Origin of the sequence: Thiogranum longum, from assembly GCF_004339085.1 — a bacterium.
Classification (GTDB): domain Bacteria; phylum Pseudomonadota; class Gammaproteobacteria; order DSM-19610; family DSM-19610; genus Thiogranum; species Thiogranum longum.
In genome coordinates, this window is the sequence record NZ_SMFX01000001.1 from 505,580 (window position 1) to 518,893 (window position 13,314).

28 protein-coding genes are annotated in these 13,314 nt (G+C 54.7%); all 28 read left to right on the forward strand.

Features of this window, described 5'->3' with window-relative positions; translation table 11 throughout:
* Nucleotides 1-97 (forward strand): EF-Tu C-terminal domain-related protein (locus DFR30_RS02445; protein WP_078453405.1); only part of this gene is annotated, 97 nt, incomplete at its 5' end.
* 100 nt (nt 98-197) lie between these two features.
* On the forward strand, nt 198-509 hold the full coding sequence (gene rpsJ, locus DFR30_RS02450; RefSeq protein WP_132971159.1) for a 30S ribosomal protein S10: 312 nt from the start codon (nt 198-200) through the stop codon (nt 507-509).
* Nucleotides 510-519: 10 nt separating this feature from the next.
* Nucleotides 520-1,161, forward strand: coding sequence for a 50S ribosomal protein L3 (gene rplC, locus DFR30_RS02455; RefSeq protein ID WP_132971160.1), 642 nt, complete (start codon nt 520-522; stop codon nt 1,159-1,161).
* An 11-nt stretch (nt 1,162-1,172) separates the two neighbouring features.
* Nucleotides 1,173-1,775 (forward strand): 50S ribosomal protein L4, encoded by a 603-nt coding sequence (gene rplD, locus DFR30_RS02460; protein WP_132971161.1) that lies wholly within the window; start codon nt 1,173-1,175, stop codon nt 1,773-1,775.
* Entirely contained in the window at nt 1,772-2,068 is a 297-nt protein-coding gene (gene rplW, locus DFR30_RS02465; protein ID WP_132971162.1) for a 50S ribosomal protein L23, read from the forward strand. The genes rplD and rplW overlap by 4 nt, the downstream gene beginning before the upstream one ends.
* Entirely contained in the window at nt 2,068-2,895 is an 828-nt protein-coding gene (gene rplB, locus DFR30_RS02470; protein WP_132971163.1) for a 50S ribosomal protein L2, read from the forward strand. The genes rplW and rplB overlap by 1 nt, the downstream gene beginning before the upstream one ends.
* Before the next feature lie 18 nt (nt 2,896-2,913).
* Nucleotides 2,914-3,186 (forward strand): 30S ribosomal protein S19, encoded by a 273-nt coding sequence (gene rpsS / locus DFR30_RS02475; protein ID WP_132971164.1) that lies wholly within the window; start codon nt 2,914-2,916, stop codon nt 3,184-3,186.
* Between the two features lie 11 nt (nt 3,187-3,197).
* Nucleotides 3,198-3,533: a 50S ribosomal protein L22 gene (gene rplV, locus DFR30_RS02480; RefSeq protein WP_132971165.1), complete on the forward strand. Its 336-nt coding sequence runs from the start codon at nt 3,198-3,200 to the stop codon at nt 3,531-3,533.
* Nucleotides 3,534-3,558: 25 nt separating this feature from the next.
* Complete coding sequence (gene rpsC / locus DFR30_RS02485) at nt 3,559-4,242, forward strand: 30S ribosomal protein S3 (protein WP_132971166.1); 684 nt, start codon at nt 3,559-3,561, stop codon at nt 4,240-4,242.
* 15 nt (nt 4,243-4,257) lie between these two features.
* A complete protein-coding gene (gene rplP, locus DFR30_RS02490; protein ID WP_132971167.1) occupies nt 4,258-4,671 on the forward strand; it encodes a 50S ribosomal protein L16 in 414 nt (137 codons plus the stop codon).
* Entirely contained in the window at nt 4,671-4,874 is a 204-nt protein-coding gene (rpmC, locus tag DFR30_RS02495) for a 50S ribosomal protein L29 (RefSeq protein ID WP_132971168.1), read from the forward strand. The genes rplP and rpmC overlap by 1 nt, the downstream gene beginning before the upstream one ends.
* Nucleotides 4,871-5,134: a 30S ribosomal protein S17 gene (gene rpsQ, locus DFR30_RS02500; protein ID WP_132971169.1), complete on the forward strand. Its 264-nt coding sequence runs from the start codon at nt 4,871-4,873 to the stop codon at nt 5,132-5,134. The genes rpmC and rpsQ overlap by 4 nt, the downstream gene beginning before the upstream one ends.
* Nucleotides 5,135-5,168: 34 nt before the next feature.
* Nucleotides 5,169-5,537 carry a 50S ribosomal protein L14 gene (gene rplN / locus DFR30_RS02505; protein WP_132971170.1) on the forward strand — a complete coding sequence of 123 codons (369 nt, stop codon included), beginning with the start codon at nt 5,169-5,171 and terminating at the stop codon, nt 5,535-5,537.
* Between the two features lie 15 nt (nt 5,538-5,552).
* Entirely contained in the window at nt 5,553-5,873 is a 321-nt protein-coding gene (gene rplX, locus DFR30_RS02510) for a 50S ribosomal protein L24 (RefSeq protein WP_132971171.1), read from the forward strand.
* 14 nt (nt 5,874-5,887) lie between these two features.
* Entirely contained in the window at nt 5,888-6,427 is a 540-nt protein-coding gene (rplE, locus tag DFR30_RS02515; RefSeq protein WP_132971172.1) for a 50S ribosomal protein L5, read from the forward strand.
* 12 nt (nt 6,428-6,439) lie between these two features.
* A complete protein-coding gene (gene rpsN / locus DFR30_RS02520; protein WP_132971173.1) occupies nt 6,440-6,745 on the forward strand; it encodes a 30S ribosomal protein S14 in 306 nt (101 codons plus the stop codon).
* 29 nt (nt 6,746-6,774) lie between these two features.
* Nucleotides 6,775-7,170 carry a 30S ribosomal protein S8 gene (gene rpsH, locus DFR30_RS02525; RefSeq protein WP_132971174.1) on the forward strand — a complete coding sequence of 132 codons (396 nt, stop codon included), beginning with the start codon at nt 6,775-6,777 and terminating at the stop codon, nt 7,168-7,170.
* Nucleotides 7,171-7,183: 13 nt separating this feature from the next.
* Nucleotides 7,184-7,717 (forward strand): 50S ribosomal protein L6, encoded by a 534-nt coding sequence (gene rplF, locus DFR30_RS02530; RefSeq protein ID WP_132971175.1) that lies wholly within the window; start codon nt 7,184-7,186, stop codon nt 7,715-7,717.
* 19 nt (nt 7,718-7,736) lie between these two features.
* Complete coding sequence (gene rplR, locus DFR30_RS02535; protein WP_132971176.1) at nt 7,737-8,090, forward strand: 50S ribosomal protein L18; 354 nt, start codon at nt 7,737-7,739, stop codon at nt 8,088-8,090.
* 15 nt (nt 8,091-8,105) lie between these two features.
* Entirely contained in the window at nt 8,106-8,612 is a 507-nt protein-coding gene (rpsE, locus tag DFR30_RS02540) for a 30S ribosomal protein S5 (RefSeq protein WP_132971177.1), read from the forward strand.
* A gap of 3 nt (nt 8,613-8,615) precedes the next feature.
* Nucleotides 8,616-8,801, forward strand: a complete 186-nt coding sequence (gene rpmD / locus DFR30_RS02545; protein ID WP_132971178.1) for a 50S ribosomal protein L30 — start codon at nt 8,616-8,618, stop codon at nt 8,799-8,801.
* Between the two features lies 1 nt (nt 8,802).
* Nucleotides 8,803-9,237: a 50S ribosomal protein L15 gene (gene rplO / locus DFR30_RS02550; RefSeq protein WP_132971179.1), complete on the forward strand. Its 435-nt coding sequence runs from the start codon at nt 8,803-8,805 to the stop codon at nt 9,235-9,237.
* Nucleotides 9,238-9,242: 5 nt separating this feature from the next.
* Entirely contained in the window at nt 9,243-10,601 is a 1,359-nt protein-coding gene (gene secY / locus DFR30_RS02555) for a preprotein translocase subunit SecY (RefSeq protein ID WP_424565396.1), read from the forward strand.
* A gap of 21 nt (nt 10,602-10,622) precedes the next feature.
* On the forward strand, nt 10,623-10,736 hold the full coding sequence (gene rpmJ / locus DFR30_RS02560; protein ID WP_132971181.1) for a 50S ribosomal protein L36: 114 nt from the start codon (nt 10,623-10,625) through the stop codon (nt 10,734-10,736).
* A 118-nt stretch (nt 10,737-10,854) separates the two neighbouring features.
* Nucleotides 10,855-11,211 (forward strand): 30S ribosomal protein S13, encoded by a 357-nt coding sequence (gene rpsM / locus DFR30_RS02565; RefSeq protein WP_132971182.1) that lies wholly within the window; start codon nt 10,855-10,857, stop codon nt 11,209-11,211.
* A 24-nt stretch (nt 11,212-11,235) separates the two neighbouring features.
* Nucleotides 11,236-11,625, forward strand: coding sequence for a 30S ribosomal protein S11 (gene rpsK, locus DFR30_RS02570; protein ID WP_132971183.1), 390 nt, complete (start codon nt 11,236-11,238; stop codon nt 11,623-11,625).
* 15 nt (nt 11,626-11,640) lie between these two features.
* Nucleotides 11,641-12,267 carry a 30S ribosomal protein S4 gene (rpsD, locus tag DFR30_RS02575; protein WP_132971184.1) on the forward strand — a complete coding sequence of 209 codons (627 nt, stop codon included), beginning with the start codon at nt 11,641-11,643 and terminating at the stop codon, nt 12,265-12,267.
* A gap of 24 nt (nt 12,268-12,291) precedes the next feature.
* A complete protein-coding gene (locus DFR30_RS02580; protein ID WP_132971185.1) occupies nt 12,292-13,305 on the forward strand; it encodes a DNA-directed RNA polymerase subunit alpha in 1,014 nt (337 codons plus the stop codon).
* The last annotated feature ends 9 nt before the right edge of the window (nt 13,306-13,314 follow it).

The window sequence follows — 13,314 nt, forward strand, 5'->3', positions numbered from 1 at the left end:
GATTGCACCGATCGCGATGGAAGAAGGATTACGTTTTGCGATTCGTGAAGGTGGCCGTACCGTCGGCGCCGGCGTGGTCGCAAAAATCATCGAGTAATTAAACAATGGTGAGGATGGGGACAGCATTCAATTCTGTTCCCGGTTCTACCGCAATCGGAACGGATTAAACGCTGTTCCAGTTCTTTTTAGAGGTTGACATGGCAAATCAAAGAATTCGCATTCGGCTGAAAGCGTTCGATCATCGCTTGATCGATCAGTCAGCACGTGAAATTGTCGAAACAGCTCGTCGTACCGGTGCGCAAGTGCGCGGTCCGATTCCGTTGCCGACCAAGAAGGAGCGGTTCACCATCCTGATTTCGCCGCACGTCAACAAGGACGCCCGCGATCAGTACGAAATCCGCACCCACAAGCGTCTGATGGACATTGTGGATCCCACAGACAAAACCGTTGATGCACTCATGAAGCTGGACCTTGCGGCCGGCGTTGACGTGCAAATCAAACTGAACTGAGGGCGCAGGAATGGCAATCGGATTAATTGGTAGAAAAGCAGGTATGACCCGCATCTTTACAGATGCCGGTGAGTCGATACCTGTCACAGTCATCGAAGTCGAACCGAACCGTGTCACCCAGATCAAGGGTCAGGACACCGACGGCTACCGGGCTTACCAGGTTACAACCGGGTCACGCCGCGCATCGCGCGTGAACAAGGCGGCTGCCGGGCACTTCGCTAAAGCAGGTACCGAGGCGGGTCGCGGGTTATGGGAATTCCGCCTGGGTGACGGTGAAGGTGATGACATCGAAGTTGGCAAGCAGCTGGGTGTAGACCTGTTTGAAGCCGGCCAGAAAATCGATGTTGCCGGCACGACGATTGGTAAGGGTTTCGCCGGCGGTGTGAAGCGTCACAACTTCTCTATGCAGGATGCTACCCACGGTAACTCGCTGTCGCATCGTGCGCCGGGTTCCATCGGTCAGTGTCAGACGCCGGGTCGCGTGTTCAAGGGCAAGCGTATGGCAGGTCACATGGGTAATGCGCGACGCACGCAACAGAATCTGGAAGTGGTTCGTGTCGATGCCGAACGCAACCTGTTGCTGGTCAAGGGTTCACTGCCGGGTTCACGCGGCGGAGACGTGATTGTTACGCCCGCGGTCAAGGCGCGGTAAAGGGGTCGGACATGAATATCAATATGCATGGTGGTTCGAGCCTGGACGTTGCCGAGGCAGTATTTGGGCAGGAATTCAATGAAACCCTGGTGCACCAGGTTGTGGTGGCCTACATGGCGGCAGGGCGTTCCGGCAACGCCGGGCAGAAGAATCGCTCCGCAGTCAGTGGCGGCGGCGCCAAGCCCTGGCGACAAAAGGGGACAGGACGCGCGCGTGCTGGTACAATCCGCAGCCCGCTATGGCGTGGCGGTGGTGTGACGTTTGCGGCAAGTGCGCGTGATTACTCGCAAAAGGTCAATAAAAAGGCGTATCGCTCGGCCATCCGTTCGATCCTTTCAGAGCTGGTCCGTCAGGACCGCCTGGTCGTGGTTGACGAATTCGCGGTCAGTTCTGCGAAGACGAAAGAGCTGGTCGCCAAACTGAATAGCATGGATCTCGGTAACGTACTGATCGTTCACGAGGATCCGGATGAAAATCTGTACCTGGCCGCACGCAATCTGCACAAGGTTGATGTCGTCGACACGTCAATTACTGATCCGGTCAGTCTGGTCGGTTTTGACAAGGTGCTGATGACCGTTGCTGCGCTGAAGCAGTTTGAGGAGAGGCTCGTATGAATACCGAGCGATTGAGCAAAATTCTGGTGGGTCCGGTGGTCTCTGAGAAGAGCACGCGTGCGGCCGACCTCAACCGTCAGTATGTCTTCAAGGTGCTGCGCGATGCCAGCAAGCCTGAAGTGCGCAAGGCGGTGGAAAAAATGTTTGACGTAAAAGTCACCAGCGTGCAGCTGTTGAACGTCAAGGGCAAGGTAAAACGCTTTGGGCAGACGATGGGCCGCCGTTCCGACTGGAAGAAGGCATACATCACACTGGCTGAAGGTTCAGACATCGATTTCGCGGGCGCAGAATAATGGCTATCGTCAAGTCAAAACCGACATCACCCGGACGCCGTTTTGTCGTCAAGGTTGTTGAGAAAGCATTGCACAAGGGTGAACCCTGGGCGCCGTTGCTTGAAAAGAAAAACAAGAACGGTGGCCGTAACAACAAGGGCCGCATCACTACACGTCATCGTGGTGGCGGACATCGTCAGCGCTATCGTATTATCGATTTCAAGCGCAACAAGGACGGTGTGCCGGGTCGCGTAGAGCGTCTGGAATATGATCCGAACCGCAGTGCGCACATCGCACTGGTGTTGTACGCCGATGGCGAGCGTCGTTACATTCTCGCGCCGAAGGGCATTTACGCGGGCGCCGAGATACATAACGGTATTGATGCGCCGATCAAGCCGGGCAGTGCGCTGCCGCTGCGCAACATCCCGATGGGTACGGTTGTGCACAACGTCGAGATGAAGCCGGGCAAGGGTGGGCAGATTGCCCGCAGTGCAGGCGCCGGCGTACAGTTGGTGGCGCGTGAAGGTCAGCACGCTACCCTGCGTTTGCGCTCCGGCGAAATGCGCAAGGTGCCGGTCGATTGCCGTGCCACCATTGGTGAAGTCGGCAACTCCGAGCATAACCTGCGTTCACTGGGCAAGGCAGGTGCTACCCGCTGGCGCGGTGTTCGCCCGACCGTCCGTGGTGTTGCCATGAACCCGGTCGATCACCCGCACGGTGGTGGTGAAGGCCGCACCTCCGGTGGCCGACATCCGGTGAGCCCCTGGGGCATGCCGACCAAGGGTTACAAGACCCGGAAAAACAAGCGCACGGACAACATGATTGTCCGCCGTCGCAATCAGAAGTAACGACAGAGGTTAAAGACAGTGCCACGTTCCGTAAAAAAAGGACCTTTCATTGATCTTCATCTGACGAAGAAAGTTGATGAAGCTGTGAGCAGCAACAGCCGCAAACCGATCAAGACCTGGTCGCGGCGTTCCATGGTGTTACCCGATATGGTTGGCCTTACCATCGCTATACATAACGGTCGCCAGCATGTGCCGGTTCTGATCAACGAGAACATGGTGGGTCACAAATTGGGTGAGTTCGCTGTGACGCGTACCTTTCGGGGTCACGCCGCGGACAGAAAGTCCAAATAAGGGTAAAGATTATGCAAGCGTCTGCAAAACTGAGTCACGCGCGTATTTCTGCGCAGAAGGCCCGGCTGGTCGCTGACCAGGTTCGTGGTCTGCCTGTCGAGAAAGCGCTTGAATTGCTGACATTCAGCAACAAGAAAGCTGCCCACATGGTGCGCAAGGTGCTCGAATCGGCGATTGCCAATGCCGAGCACAACGAAGGTGCGGACGTGGACGAATTGAAAGTTTCCGAGATTTGTGTGAATGAGGGGCGCACCCTCAAGCGCTGGAACGCACGTGCCAAGGGCCGTGCCAACCAGATTCTGAAACGCACGAGTCATATCCAGATTACTGTTGCTGAACAGCAGTAGTCCCGAGTAGAGAAGAGAGTACGGCATGGGCCAGAAAGTACATCCAACAGGTATTCGCCTCGGCATCGTCAAGGACTGGACGTCGAAGTGGTATGCAGATTCGAAGAATTATGCAGATTTCCTGAACCTCGATATCGAAGTGCGGGATTTCATCAAGCAGAAGCTGAAACATGCGTCTGTGAGCCGCATCCAGATCGAACGCCCGGCGAATAATGCAATCATCACTGTGCACACGGCGCGGCCGGGCATCGTGATCGGCAAGAAAGGCGAGGATATCGAAAAGCTTCGCGCCCTGGTGTCGCAGAAGATGGGTATGCCGGTTCATGTGAATATAGAAGAGATTCGCAAACCCGAAATCGAGGCGCAGCTGGTTGCCGAGAGTGTTGCGCAGCAGCTGGAGCGTCGTATTATGTTCCGCCGCGCCATGAAGCGCGCCGTTGGTAACGCCATGCGTCTGGGTGCCGAGGGCATCAAGATCATGGTCGCCGGCCGACTGAATGGTGCTGAAATCGCACGTACCGAATGGTACCGCGAAGGTCGTGTGCCGCTGCATACGCTGCGCGCCGATATCGACTATGGCGTGACGCGTGCCAATACCACCTACGGTGTGATTGGTGTGAAAGTCTGGGTGTTCAAGGGTGAAATCCTTGATCGCGATGAGCAGAACGTTGAGCCCGAGCCTGCCAAGAAAGCGGCCGGTGCCAAATAAGGGAGTCGCGAAGAAATGTTACAGCCCAAGAGAACAAAATTTCGCAAGCAGCAGAAGGGCCGCAACCGTGGTCTGGCGCTTAGCGGTAACAAATGCAGCTTCGGCGAATACGCCCTGAAGGCGACTACGCGCGGTCAGCTTACTGCCCGCCAGATCGAAGCAGCGCGTCGTGCCATTACCCGCCACGTAAAACGTGGTGGCAAATTGTGGATCCGTGTGTTCCCCGATGTGCCGATCACCAAAAAGCCTATTGAGGTTCGTCAGGGTAAGGGTAAGGGTAATGTGGAATACTGGGTTGCCAAAATTCAGCCTGGTCGTGTGCTCTATGAAATGGAAGGTGTGTCGGAAGAGCTGGCGCGGGAAGCTTTCAAGCTTGCTGCTGCGAAACTTCCGGTGCGTACCACCTTTATTAACCGGACGGTGATGTGATGAACGCGAGTGATCTTCGTGCGAAATCAGCCGATGAGCTGAAGCTTGAGCTTGATGGCCTGTTGAAGGAGCAGTTCAATCTGCGTATGCAGCAGGGATCCGGTCAGCTGACACGTCCTGATCAGGTGAAAAAGGTACGCCGCGACATCGCGCGTATCAAAACCGTATTGAACGAGAAGGCCAAAGCAGGTGAAGCGGCATGAGTGAAGACAGCAAGACAATCCGTACGCTGACCGGCCTGGTCGTCAGCGACAAGATGGAAAAAAGTGCAGTGGTGAAGGTTGAGCGCAAGGTGCGCCATCCGCTGTACGGCAAGTACATCCGTCGTTCAACCAAGCTGCACATTCATGACGAAAACAATGAATGCCGCGCCGGTGATACGGTATCCATTAAACAATGCCGACCGCTGTCCAAGAATAAATCCTGGACACTGGTTGAAGTCGTCGATCGGCCTGCTGGCTGATTGAACCAAAGAATTGCTTGAACGGGGTTAAGTCATGATCCAGATGCAGACCAAATTGGATGTCGCAGATAACAGCGGCGCCCGTCGTCTCCAGTGCATTAAGGTACTGGGCGGCTCGCACCGACGTTATGCCGGTATCGGCGATATCATCAAGGTGAGTATTAAAGAGGCGATCCCTCGTGGCAAGGTCAAGAAGGGTGAGGTCTACAACGCTGTTGTGGTGCGTACTGCCAAGGGTGTACGTCGCCCTGACGGCTCCCTGATCCGCTTCGATGGTAATGCAGCGGTACTGCTGAATGCCAAGCTCGAGCCGATCGGTACCCGCATCTTTGGCCCGGTTACGCGCGAACTTCGCAGTGAACGGTTTATGAAGATTATTTCGCTTGCACCTGAAGTGCTGTAGGCGGGAGTCAGGATTATGCGCAAGATACGTAAAGGCGACGATGTCGTTGTGATGACAGGCAAGGATAACGGCAAGCGCGGTAACGTGCTGAAGGTACTGCCTGAAGCTGACAAGCTGATTGTGGAAAACGTCAATATCGTGAAGAAGCACACCAAGCCCAATCCGCAGGCGGGTGTTTCCGGTGGCATCATCGAGAAAGAGATGCCGATTCACGTGTCCAACGTTATGTTGTACAACCCGCAGACCAAAAAAGGTGACCGCGTTGGCTTCCGTACGCTGGAAGATGGACGCAAGGTGCGAGTATTCAAGTCTAACGACGAAGTCGTAGACGTCTGAGAGAGTAGCTGAAGATGGCCAGGTTGCAAAAACAGTATCACGACGAAGTTATCGGCAAGCTCCAGGAGCAGTTCGAGTACAAGAACTCCATGGAGATACCGCGCATTACCAAGATCACCATTAACATGGGTGTTGGTGAAGCACTCGGTGACCGCAAGGTGATGGAACACGCAGTGTCAGATATGACAAAAATTTCCGGTCAGAAACCGATTGTGCGCAATGCGCGCAAATCCGTGGCGGGCTTCAAGGTGCGGGAAGGCTGGCCTATTGGCTGTAAGGTGACGCTTCGTCGGGAACGCATGTACGAGTTCCTGGATCGCCTGGTTTCCATTGCGATTCCGCGTGTACGTGATTTCCGCGGGATGAGCCCGAAGTCTTTTGACGGCCGAGGCAATTACAACATGGGCGTGAGTGAGCAGATCATTTTCCCCGAAATCGATTACGACAAGATTGATACCTTGCGTGGTATGGATATCAATATCACTACCACGGCAAAAACCGACGAGGAAGGTCGTGCGCTGCTGGCAGCGTTCAACTTCCCGTTCAGGAACTGAGGAAAAGGCACGATGGCCAAACAATCCATGATCCAGCGCGAAATCAAACGCGCCAAGATGGTCAAGAAATACGCGACAAAACGTACGGCGCTGAAGGCGATCATCGCCGATGCGGGCAAGTCTGAAGAGGAGCGCTACGAGGCTCAGCTGAAGTTGCAGGCACTGCCACGTAACGCCAGTCCATGCCGTCAGCGCAATCGTTGTCGCATTACCGGTCGCCCGCACGGTTACTACCGCAAGTTTGGTCTTGCGCGTAACAAGCTGCGTGAACATGCCATGCAGGGCGATGTGCCTGGCCTGGTCAAGGCCAGCTGGTAACAGCGCAGAATTCAGATAGAGGTACGCAGATTATGATGACAGATCCTATCGCCGACATGCTGACCCGCATCCGTAACGGCCAGCGGGCGGGCAAGGTAACGGTGTCAATGCCTTCTTCAAAGCTCAAGCAATCCATTGCGAGCGTGTTGAAAGACGAAGGCTATATCGCTGATTTCAGTGAGCAGGACGAGGACGGAAAACCGTCGCTGAATGTTTCGCTCAAATATTATGATGGCCAGCCGGTTATAGACACGCTGAAGCGAATCAGTCGTCCCGGTTTGCGTATCTACAAGGCAAAAGATGAGCTGCCCAAAGTCATGGGTGGTCTGGGTGTTGCCATTGTCTCAACCTCGAAAGGTGTTATGAGTGATCGTGCCGCACGCGCTGCCGGAGAAGGTGGTGAAGTGTTGTGCTACGTATCCTGATGAGTAAATAACCATGTCCAGAGTTGCAAAAAATCCGGTTGAATTGCCAAAAGGCGTCGAATTCGCCATCAGTGGTCAGGAGGTTACCGTCAAGGGAACCAAGGGCTCACTGCAGCGTGATGTACATGCCTCGGTAAAAGTCGAGCAAAATGACAACGTGCTGACCTTTGCGCCGAAAGACGGCTCAAAGGCTGCGATGGCGATGGCGGGAACCACGCGTGCCCTGATCAATAATATGGTCATTGGCGTCACGCAAGGTTTTGAAAAGAAACTTCAACTGGTCGGCGTTGGTTACCGTGCCCAGGCGCAGGGCCAGAAGCTCAATCTGACACTGGGTTTCTCGCATCCGGTTGACTATGCCGTGCCGGAAGGTGTGACAGTTGAAACGCCGAGTCAGACAGACGTTATCGTAAAGGGTATGGACAAACAGAAGGTCGGGCAGGTAGCTGCGGAAATTCGTGCCTATCGTCCGCCTGAACCCTATAAAGGCAAGGGCGTCAAATACGTCGATGAAATTATCGTGCGTAAAGAAGCCAAGAAGAAATAGTTAATTCGAAGGTATCAGCATGGACAAGAAAGCATCACGACAGCGGCGCGCTCGCAAGACCCGCGCCAAGATCCGCGAACTCGGCAGGCCGCGTCTGTGTGTCCACCGTACCCCGCGTCATATTTATGCGCAGGTCATCGATGGAAGCGGCGACAAGGTTCTGGTCAGTGCATCGACCCTGGACAAAGAGTTGCGCAAGGACGTCAAAAGCACCGGCAATACCGACGCAGCAGTAGCGATCGGCAAGGCGGTTGCAGAACGGGCTAAAGCTGCTGGTATCTCTGCGGTCGCGTTTGACCGTTCCGGTTTTAAATATCACGGCCGAGTGAAGGCGCTGGCGGATGCCGCGCGTGAAAACGGTCTGGAATTCTAGTTTAAGGGTTGCACTATGGCGAATGTCGAGAACCAGACGAACACCGACGGTCTGAATGAAAAGCTGATCGGAATTAATCGTGTTGCCAAGGTTGTTAAAGGTGGCCGTCAATTTGGCTTTGCAGCCCTGACCGTGGTCGGCGATGGCGAAGGCAAGGTTGGTTTCGGTCGCGGCAAGGCGCGCGAAGTTCCGGTCGCCATACAGAAGGCGATGGAAAATGCCCGCAAGAACATGAAGCAGGTCGCCCTCAAGGACGGCACGCTCCAGTACCCGATCACCGCTACCTTCGGTGCCGCCAAGGTGCATATGCAGCCTGCCTCTGAAGGTACCGGCATTATCGCTGGCGGCGCCATGCGCGCCGTATTTGAAGTTGTCGGTGTGCGTGATGTGCTGGCGAAATGCATCGGCACCAACAACCCGATCAATGTTGTTCGTGCAACCATGAAAGGCCTGGCCGAAATGAGCTCCCCTGAAATGGTGGCAGCCAAACGCGGCAAAAAGGTCGATGAGATTCTGGGGTAAGCCATGGCAGACAAGAAATTAAAGGTGACTCTGCTGAAGAGCACCAGTGGTCGACTGAAATCACACAAGGCGTGTGTAGCCGGACTCGGCCTGCGCCGGATTCGTCATACAGTCGAGGTAATTGATACGCCGGAAAATCGCGGCATGATCAACAAGGTTTCGTACCTGTTACAGGTAGAGGATATCTGATATGCGCCTGAATACACTGAAACCCGCAGAGGGTAGCCGCCCTGACGGCAAACGCGTCGGCCGTGGTATCGGCAGCGGTCTGGGCAAGACCGGTGGTCGCGGCCACAAGGGTCAGAAGTCCCGCTCTGGTGGTTTCCACAAGATCGGTTTCGAAGGTGGCCAGATGCCCCTGCAGCGACGTTTGCCGAAAGTCGGCTTTACTTCGCGCAAGTCTATGGTGACCGAGGAAGTGCGACTGCACGAATTGGGCGCTGTTGAAGATGGCGCTGTAGATCTCGATTCGCTTAAGGCGGCAGGTGTCCTCAAACAAAGTACGCTGTTTGCAAAAATTATTGCATCCGGTGAAATCACTACGGCGGTTACGGTGAAGGGTTTGCGTGTGACCAAGGGTGCACGCGCAGCCATCGAAGCCGCCGGCGGTAAGGTAGAGGATTAATCCGGGTGGCAGGCGCTGGTGCAGCAGGTCTGACCGGGGGTCTCGGTGATATCGGCAAACTGAAGGAGCTGCGGCAGCGCATCTTCTTTGTGTTGGGCGCGATCCTGGTTTTCCGCATCGGGTCATTTATCCCGCTGCCGGGTATTGACCCGGTTGTATTGGAAATTCTGGCCGAGCAGCAAAAAGGCACGATCCTGGACATGTTTAACATGTTCTCGGGTGGCGCACTGAAGCGGTTGTCACTGTTTGCGCTGGGTATCATGCCGTATATTTCGGCGTCGATTATCATGCAGCTGCTGTCGTATACCGTGCCGACGCTGGAGCAGTTGAAGAAAGAAGGCGAGGCTGGTCGTCACAAGATTACGCAATACACGCGCTACGGTACCGTTGTACTGGCTACATTCCAGGCTATCGGTATTTCGACCGCGCTGCAGGGGCAGATGGTTGGCGGGCAGCCACTGGTCATTTTGCAGGGATTGCCGTTTGTTATTTCATCAGTGGCCTGCCTGGTGACAGGAACACTGTTCCTGATGTGGCTGGGTGAGCAGGTAACAGAACGGGGTATCGGTAACGGCATCTCGATCATCATTTTCTCGGGTATTGTTGCCGGTTTGCCAGCGGCGATCGGCGGCTCACTGGAGCTGGTGCGGACCGGTGAGATGAACACGCTGAGCATTCTGTTCCTGTTTGCACTGGCGGTTGCAGTGACGGCGTTCGTGGTGTTTGTCGAACGCGGTCAGCGACGTATTACGGTGAATTACGCAAAACGGCAGCAGGGCCGCAAGATGTACGCGGCGCAGAGCACGCATCTGCCGTTGAAGCTGAACATGGCGGGCGTCATCCCGCCGATTTTCGCGTCGAGCATCATCCTGTTCCCGGCAACAGCGGGTCAGTGGTTCGGCAGCAATGAAGGATTTGGCTGGCTGAAGGATATTTCCTCGGCGCTATCGCCGGGACAGCCCCTGTATATATTGTTTTATGCAGCGGCGATTATTTTCTTCTGCTTTTTTTACACGGCGATCGTCTTCAATTCGAAGGAAACCGCTGACAACCTGAAAAAGTCGGGTGCATTTATCCCGGGTATTCGTCCGGGTGAACAGACGGCGAGGTACATCGATGGCGTGATGACGCGCCTGACGTTGGCAGGCGCAATCTACATTACCGCGGTCTGTCTGTTGCCGGAGTTTTTGATTTTGTACTGGAACGTGCCTTTCTACTTTGGTGGTACGTCCCTTTTGATTATCGTGGTCGTAGTTATGGACTTTATGGCCCAGGTTCAGTCTCACATGGTGTCTCACCAGTATGAGAGTCTGATGAAAAAAGCTAACCTCAAGGGCCAGGGTCGCTCCGGGCTATTGCGTTAGCGCTGATTTAACAGGTGAAACATGAAAGTACGTGCATCAGTAAAGCGCATTTGCCGCAACTGTAAAATTGTCCGTCGCAAGGGCGTGGTCCGGGTTATCTGCAAGGATGGCCGCCACAAGCAGCGTCAGGGTTAATACAGGCGTCAAACGTTACTAATTGTTTGGTTTTGGATTGAAATAAGGGGCAAAATCCGGTATTCTTGCGCGTTTCGCGACACGCAGACCGCTTTGTCCCGTTGAGGAGATCAGATTCATGGCTCGTATAGCCGGGATTAATGTACCGCCGCAGAAACACGCAGTGATTGCGCTGACATCCATTTATGGAATCGGCCGCACGACGGCGAAGAAAATTTGTGAAGCGACGGGTGTCGGCACGGACACGAAGATCAAGGATCTTTCCGAGCCAGAGATCGAGAACATTCGTAGCGAAGTGGCCAAGTACACGGTGGAAGGTGATCTACGCCGTACCGTGTCCATGAACATCAAACGACTGATGGATCTGGGTTGCTACCGTGGCATGCGTCACCGTCGTGGCCTGCCCATGCGCGGACAGCGCACGCGCACCAACGCACGCACCCGCAAGGGCCCGCGTCGTCCGATTCGTCGATAAGTATTCGTAACAGGTAGATAGAACATGGCAAAAGCACCGACTCGTACGCGGAAAAAGGTCAAAAAGAATGTGGTTGATGGTATCGCCCACATTCACGCGTCGTTCAACAACACGATCGTGACCATTACCGATCGCCAGGGTAATGCGCTGGCGTGGGCCACTTCAGGTGGTTCCGGCTTCCGCGGCTCTCGCAAGAGCACACCGTTTGCTGCACAGGTTGCTGCTGATCGTGTGGGTGAAGTGGTCAAGGAATTCGGTCTCAAGAATCTCGAGGTCGAGGTGAAGGGTCCGGGACCTGGTCGTGAGTCTGCCGTGCGTGCCCTGAACAATGCCGGATTCAAAATTACCAACATTACCGATGTGACCCCGATTCCGCACAACGGTTGTCGTCCGCCCAAAAAGCGACGCGTGTAAGGCGGAGGAGAGCAAATGGCCAAGTACACAGGACCAAAATGTCGCCAGTGCCGTCGTGAAGGCACCAAGTTATTTTTGAAAGGCGAGAAATGTTACACCGCGAAATGTGCGATCGAGAATCGTCCATTCCCGCCAGGTCAGCATGGGCAGCGTCGTACGCGCCTGTCTGACTACGCGACCCAGTTGCGCGAAAAACAGAAAATGCGTCGTATCTATGGTGTGCTGGAACGCCAGTTCCGCAACTATTACAAGGCTGCTGCCGGCAAGAAAGGCTCCACAGGTGAAAATCTGCTGCAGCTGCTGGAAGGTCGTCTGGACAATGTGGTCTACCGCATGGGCTTCGCGGCTTCCCGTACCGAAGCGCGCCAGTTGGTACGTCACAATGCTATTACCGTGAACGGTCGACGGGTAACCATCCCGTCCTACCAGGTCAGGCCGAATGATAATCTGGCGATTGCGGAAAAATCACGTAAGCAGTTGCGCGTGCAGTCTGCACTTGAAGTTGCCGAGCAGCGCGGCTTTGTAGACTGGATTGACGTGGATGCGAAAAAGATGGAGGGCGTGTTCAAGGCGCTTCCAGAGCGTTCCGATCTGCCAGCCGAAATCAATGAACATCTTGTTGTCGAGTTGTACTCCAAGTAAAGCAACAGCTTAAGAGGGCTATTCATGCAGGGCAAGGTTACCGAGTTCCTGAAGCCACGTATTGTAGACGTGCAATCTGTAAACGAGCGTACTGCGCGAGTCGTGCTGGAGCCGCTTGAGCGCGGTTTTGGTCACACACTGGGCAATGCCCTGCGTCGTATCCTGCTGTCGTCCATGCCGGGTTGTGCTGTTACCAGCGTCGAGATAGACGGTGTGCTTCATTCCTATTCCTCGATCGAGGGTGTGCAGGAAGACGTGATGGAAATCATGCTCAACCTGAAGGGTGTTGCATTGAAGATGCATAATCGCGACAAGGCCGCGCTGAGACTGAGCAAGAAGGGTCCGGGCGCTGTTACTGTGGGCGATATCACCCTTGATCACGATGTTGAAGTGGTGAACCCCGACTATGTCATCGCCAACCTGACCAAGGAAGGCGAGCTGAACATGACGCTGAACGTGGAAATGGGCCGTGGCTATGTACCCGCCAAGGCACGCGCCGACCAGGATGAAGAAGAAAGCACCAATGTTGGCGCACTTCGTCTGGATGCCAGCTTCACGCCGGTATACCGGGTTTCCTACACGGTGGATTCAGCGCGTGTTGAACAACGCACCGATCTGGACAAGCTGATTATCGATATCGAGACCAACGGAACCATTGATCCTGAAGAATCCATACGTCGCGCAGCAACAATTTTGCAGGATCAATTGTCCGTGTTCGTCGATCTGCAAGGTAAGGAAGAAGTTACCCAGGAAGCGCCTGAAGCGGACGTTGATCCGATTCTGCTGCGCCCGGTTGATGACCTTGAACTCACGGTCCGTTCGGCCAATTGCCTGAAAGCAGAAAGCATTTACTTCATTGGTGACCTGATTCAGCGCACCGAAGTCGAGCTGCTCAAGACCCCGAACCTTGGCAAGAAGTCACTCACTGAAATCAAGGATGTCCTGGCATCACGTGGACTGTCACTGGGCATGCGCCTGGAGAACTGGCCACCGGCAGGACTCAAGGAAAGCGAGAAACAGCCCGTTTCTGCCCTGTAAGACTTTTAG

Coding starts and splice junctions, on each gene's coding strand:
- rpsE (WP_132971177.1), top strand. CDS start 8,106: ATGGCGAATGTCGAGAACCAGACGAACACCGACGGTCTGAATGAAAAG.
- rplC (WP_132971160.1), top strand. CDS start 520: ATGGCAATCGGATTAATTGGTAGAAAAGCAGGTATGACCCGCATCTTT.
- DFR30_RS02580 (WP_132971185.1), top strand. CDS start 12,292: ATGCAGGGCAAGGTTACCGAGTTCCTGAAGCCACGTATTGTAGACGTG.
- rpsN (WP_132971173.1), top strand. CDS start 6,440: ATGGCCAAACAATCCATGATCCAGCGCGAAATCAAACGCGCCAAGATG.
- rplN (WP_132971170.1), top strand. CDS start 5,169: ATGATCCAGATGCAGACCAAATTGGATGTCGCAGATAACAGCGGCGCC.
- rpsJ (WP_132971159.1), top strand. CDS start 198: ATGGCAAATCAAAGAATTCGCATTCGGCTGAAAGCGTTCGATCATCGC.
- rplV (WP_132971165.1), top strand. CDS start 3,198: ATGCAAGCGTCTGCAAAACTGAGTCACGCGCGTATTTCTGCGCAGAAG.
- rplD (WP_132971161.1), top strand. CDS start 1,173: ATGAATATCAATATGCATGGTGGTTCGAGCCTGGACGTTGCCGAGGCA.
- rplW (WP_132971162.1), top strand. CDS start 1,772: ATGAATACCGAGCGATTGAGCAAAATTCTGGTGGGTCCGGTGGTCTCT.
- rpmJ (WP_132971181.1), top strand. CDS start 10,623: ATGAAAGTACGTGCATCAGTAAAGCGCATTTGCCGCAACTGTAAAATT.
- rpmD (WP_132971178.1), top strand. CDS start 8,616: ATGGCAGACAAGAAATTAAAGGTGACTCTGCTGAAGAGCACCAGTGGT.
- rplO (WP_132971179.1), top strand. CDS start 8,803: ATGCGCCTGAATACACTGAAACCCGCAGAGGGTAGCCGCCCTGACGGC.
- rpsD (WP_132971184.1), top strand. CDS start 11,641: ATGGCCAAGTACACAGGACCAAAATGTCGCCAGTGCCGTCGTGAAGGC.
- rpsQ (WP_132971169.1), top strand. CDS start 4,871: ATGAGTGAAGACAGCAAGACAATCCGTACGCTGACCGGCCTGGTCGTC.
- rpmC (WP_132971168.1), top strand. CDS start 4,671: ATGAACGCGAGTGATCTTCGTGCGAAATCAGCCGATGAGCTGAAGCTT.
- rplR (WP_132971176.1), top strand. CDS start 7,737: ATGGACAAGAAAGCATCACGACAGCGGCGCGCTCGCAAGACCCGCGCC.
- rplE (WP_132971172.1), top strand. CDS start 5,888: ATGGCCAGGTTGCAAAAACAGTATCACGACGAAGTTATCGGCAAGCTC.
- rplF (WP_132971175.1), top strand. CDS start 7,184: ATGTCCAGAGTTGCAAAAAATCCGGTTGAATTGCCAAAAGGCGTCGAA.
- rplB (WP_132971163.1), top strand. CDS start 2,068: ATGGCTATCGTCAAGTCAAAACCGACATCACCCGGACGCCGTTTTGTC.
- rplP (WP_132971167.1), top strand. CDS start 4,258: ATGTTACAGCCCAAGAGAACAAAATTTCGCAAGCAGCAGAAGGGCCGC.
- rpsC (WP_132971166.1), top strand. CDS start 3,559: ATGGGCCAGAAAGTACATCCAACAGGTATTCGCCTCGGCATCGTCAAG.
- rpsM (WP_132971182.1), top strand. CDS start 10,855: ATGGCTCGTATAGCCGGGATTAATGTACCGCCGCAGAAACACGCAGTG.
- rplX (WP_132971171.1), top strand. CDS start 5,553: ATGCGCAAGATACGTAAAGGCGACGATGTCGTTGTGATGACAGGCAAG.
- rpsK (WP_132971183.1), top strand. CDS start 11,236: ATGGCAAAAGCACCGACTCGTACGCGGAAAAAGGTCAAAAAGAATGTG.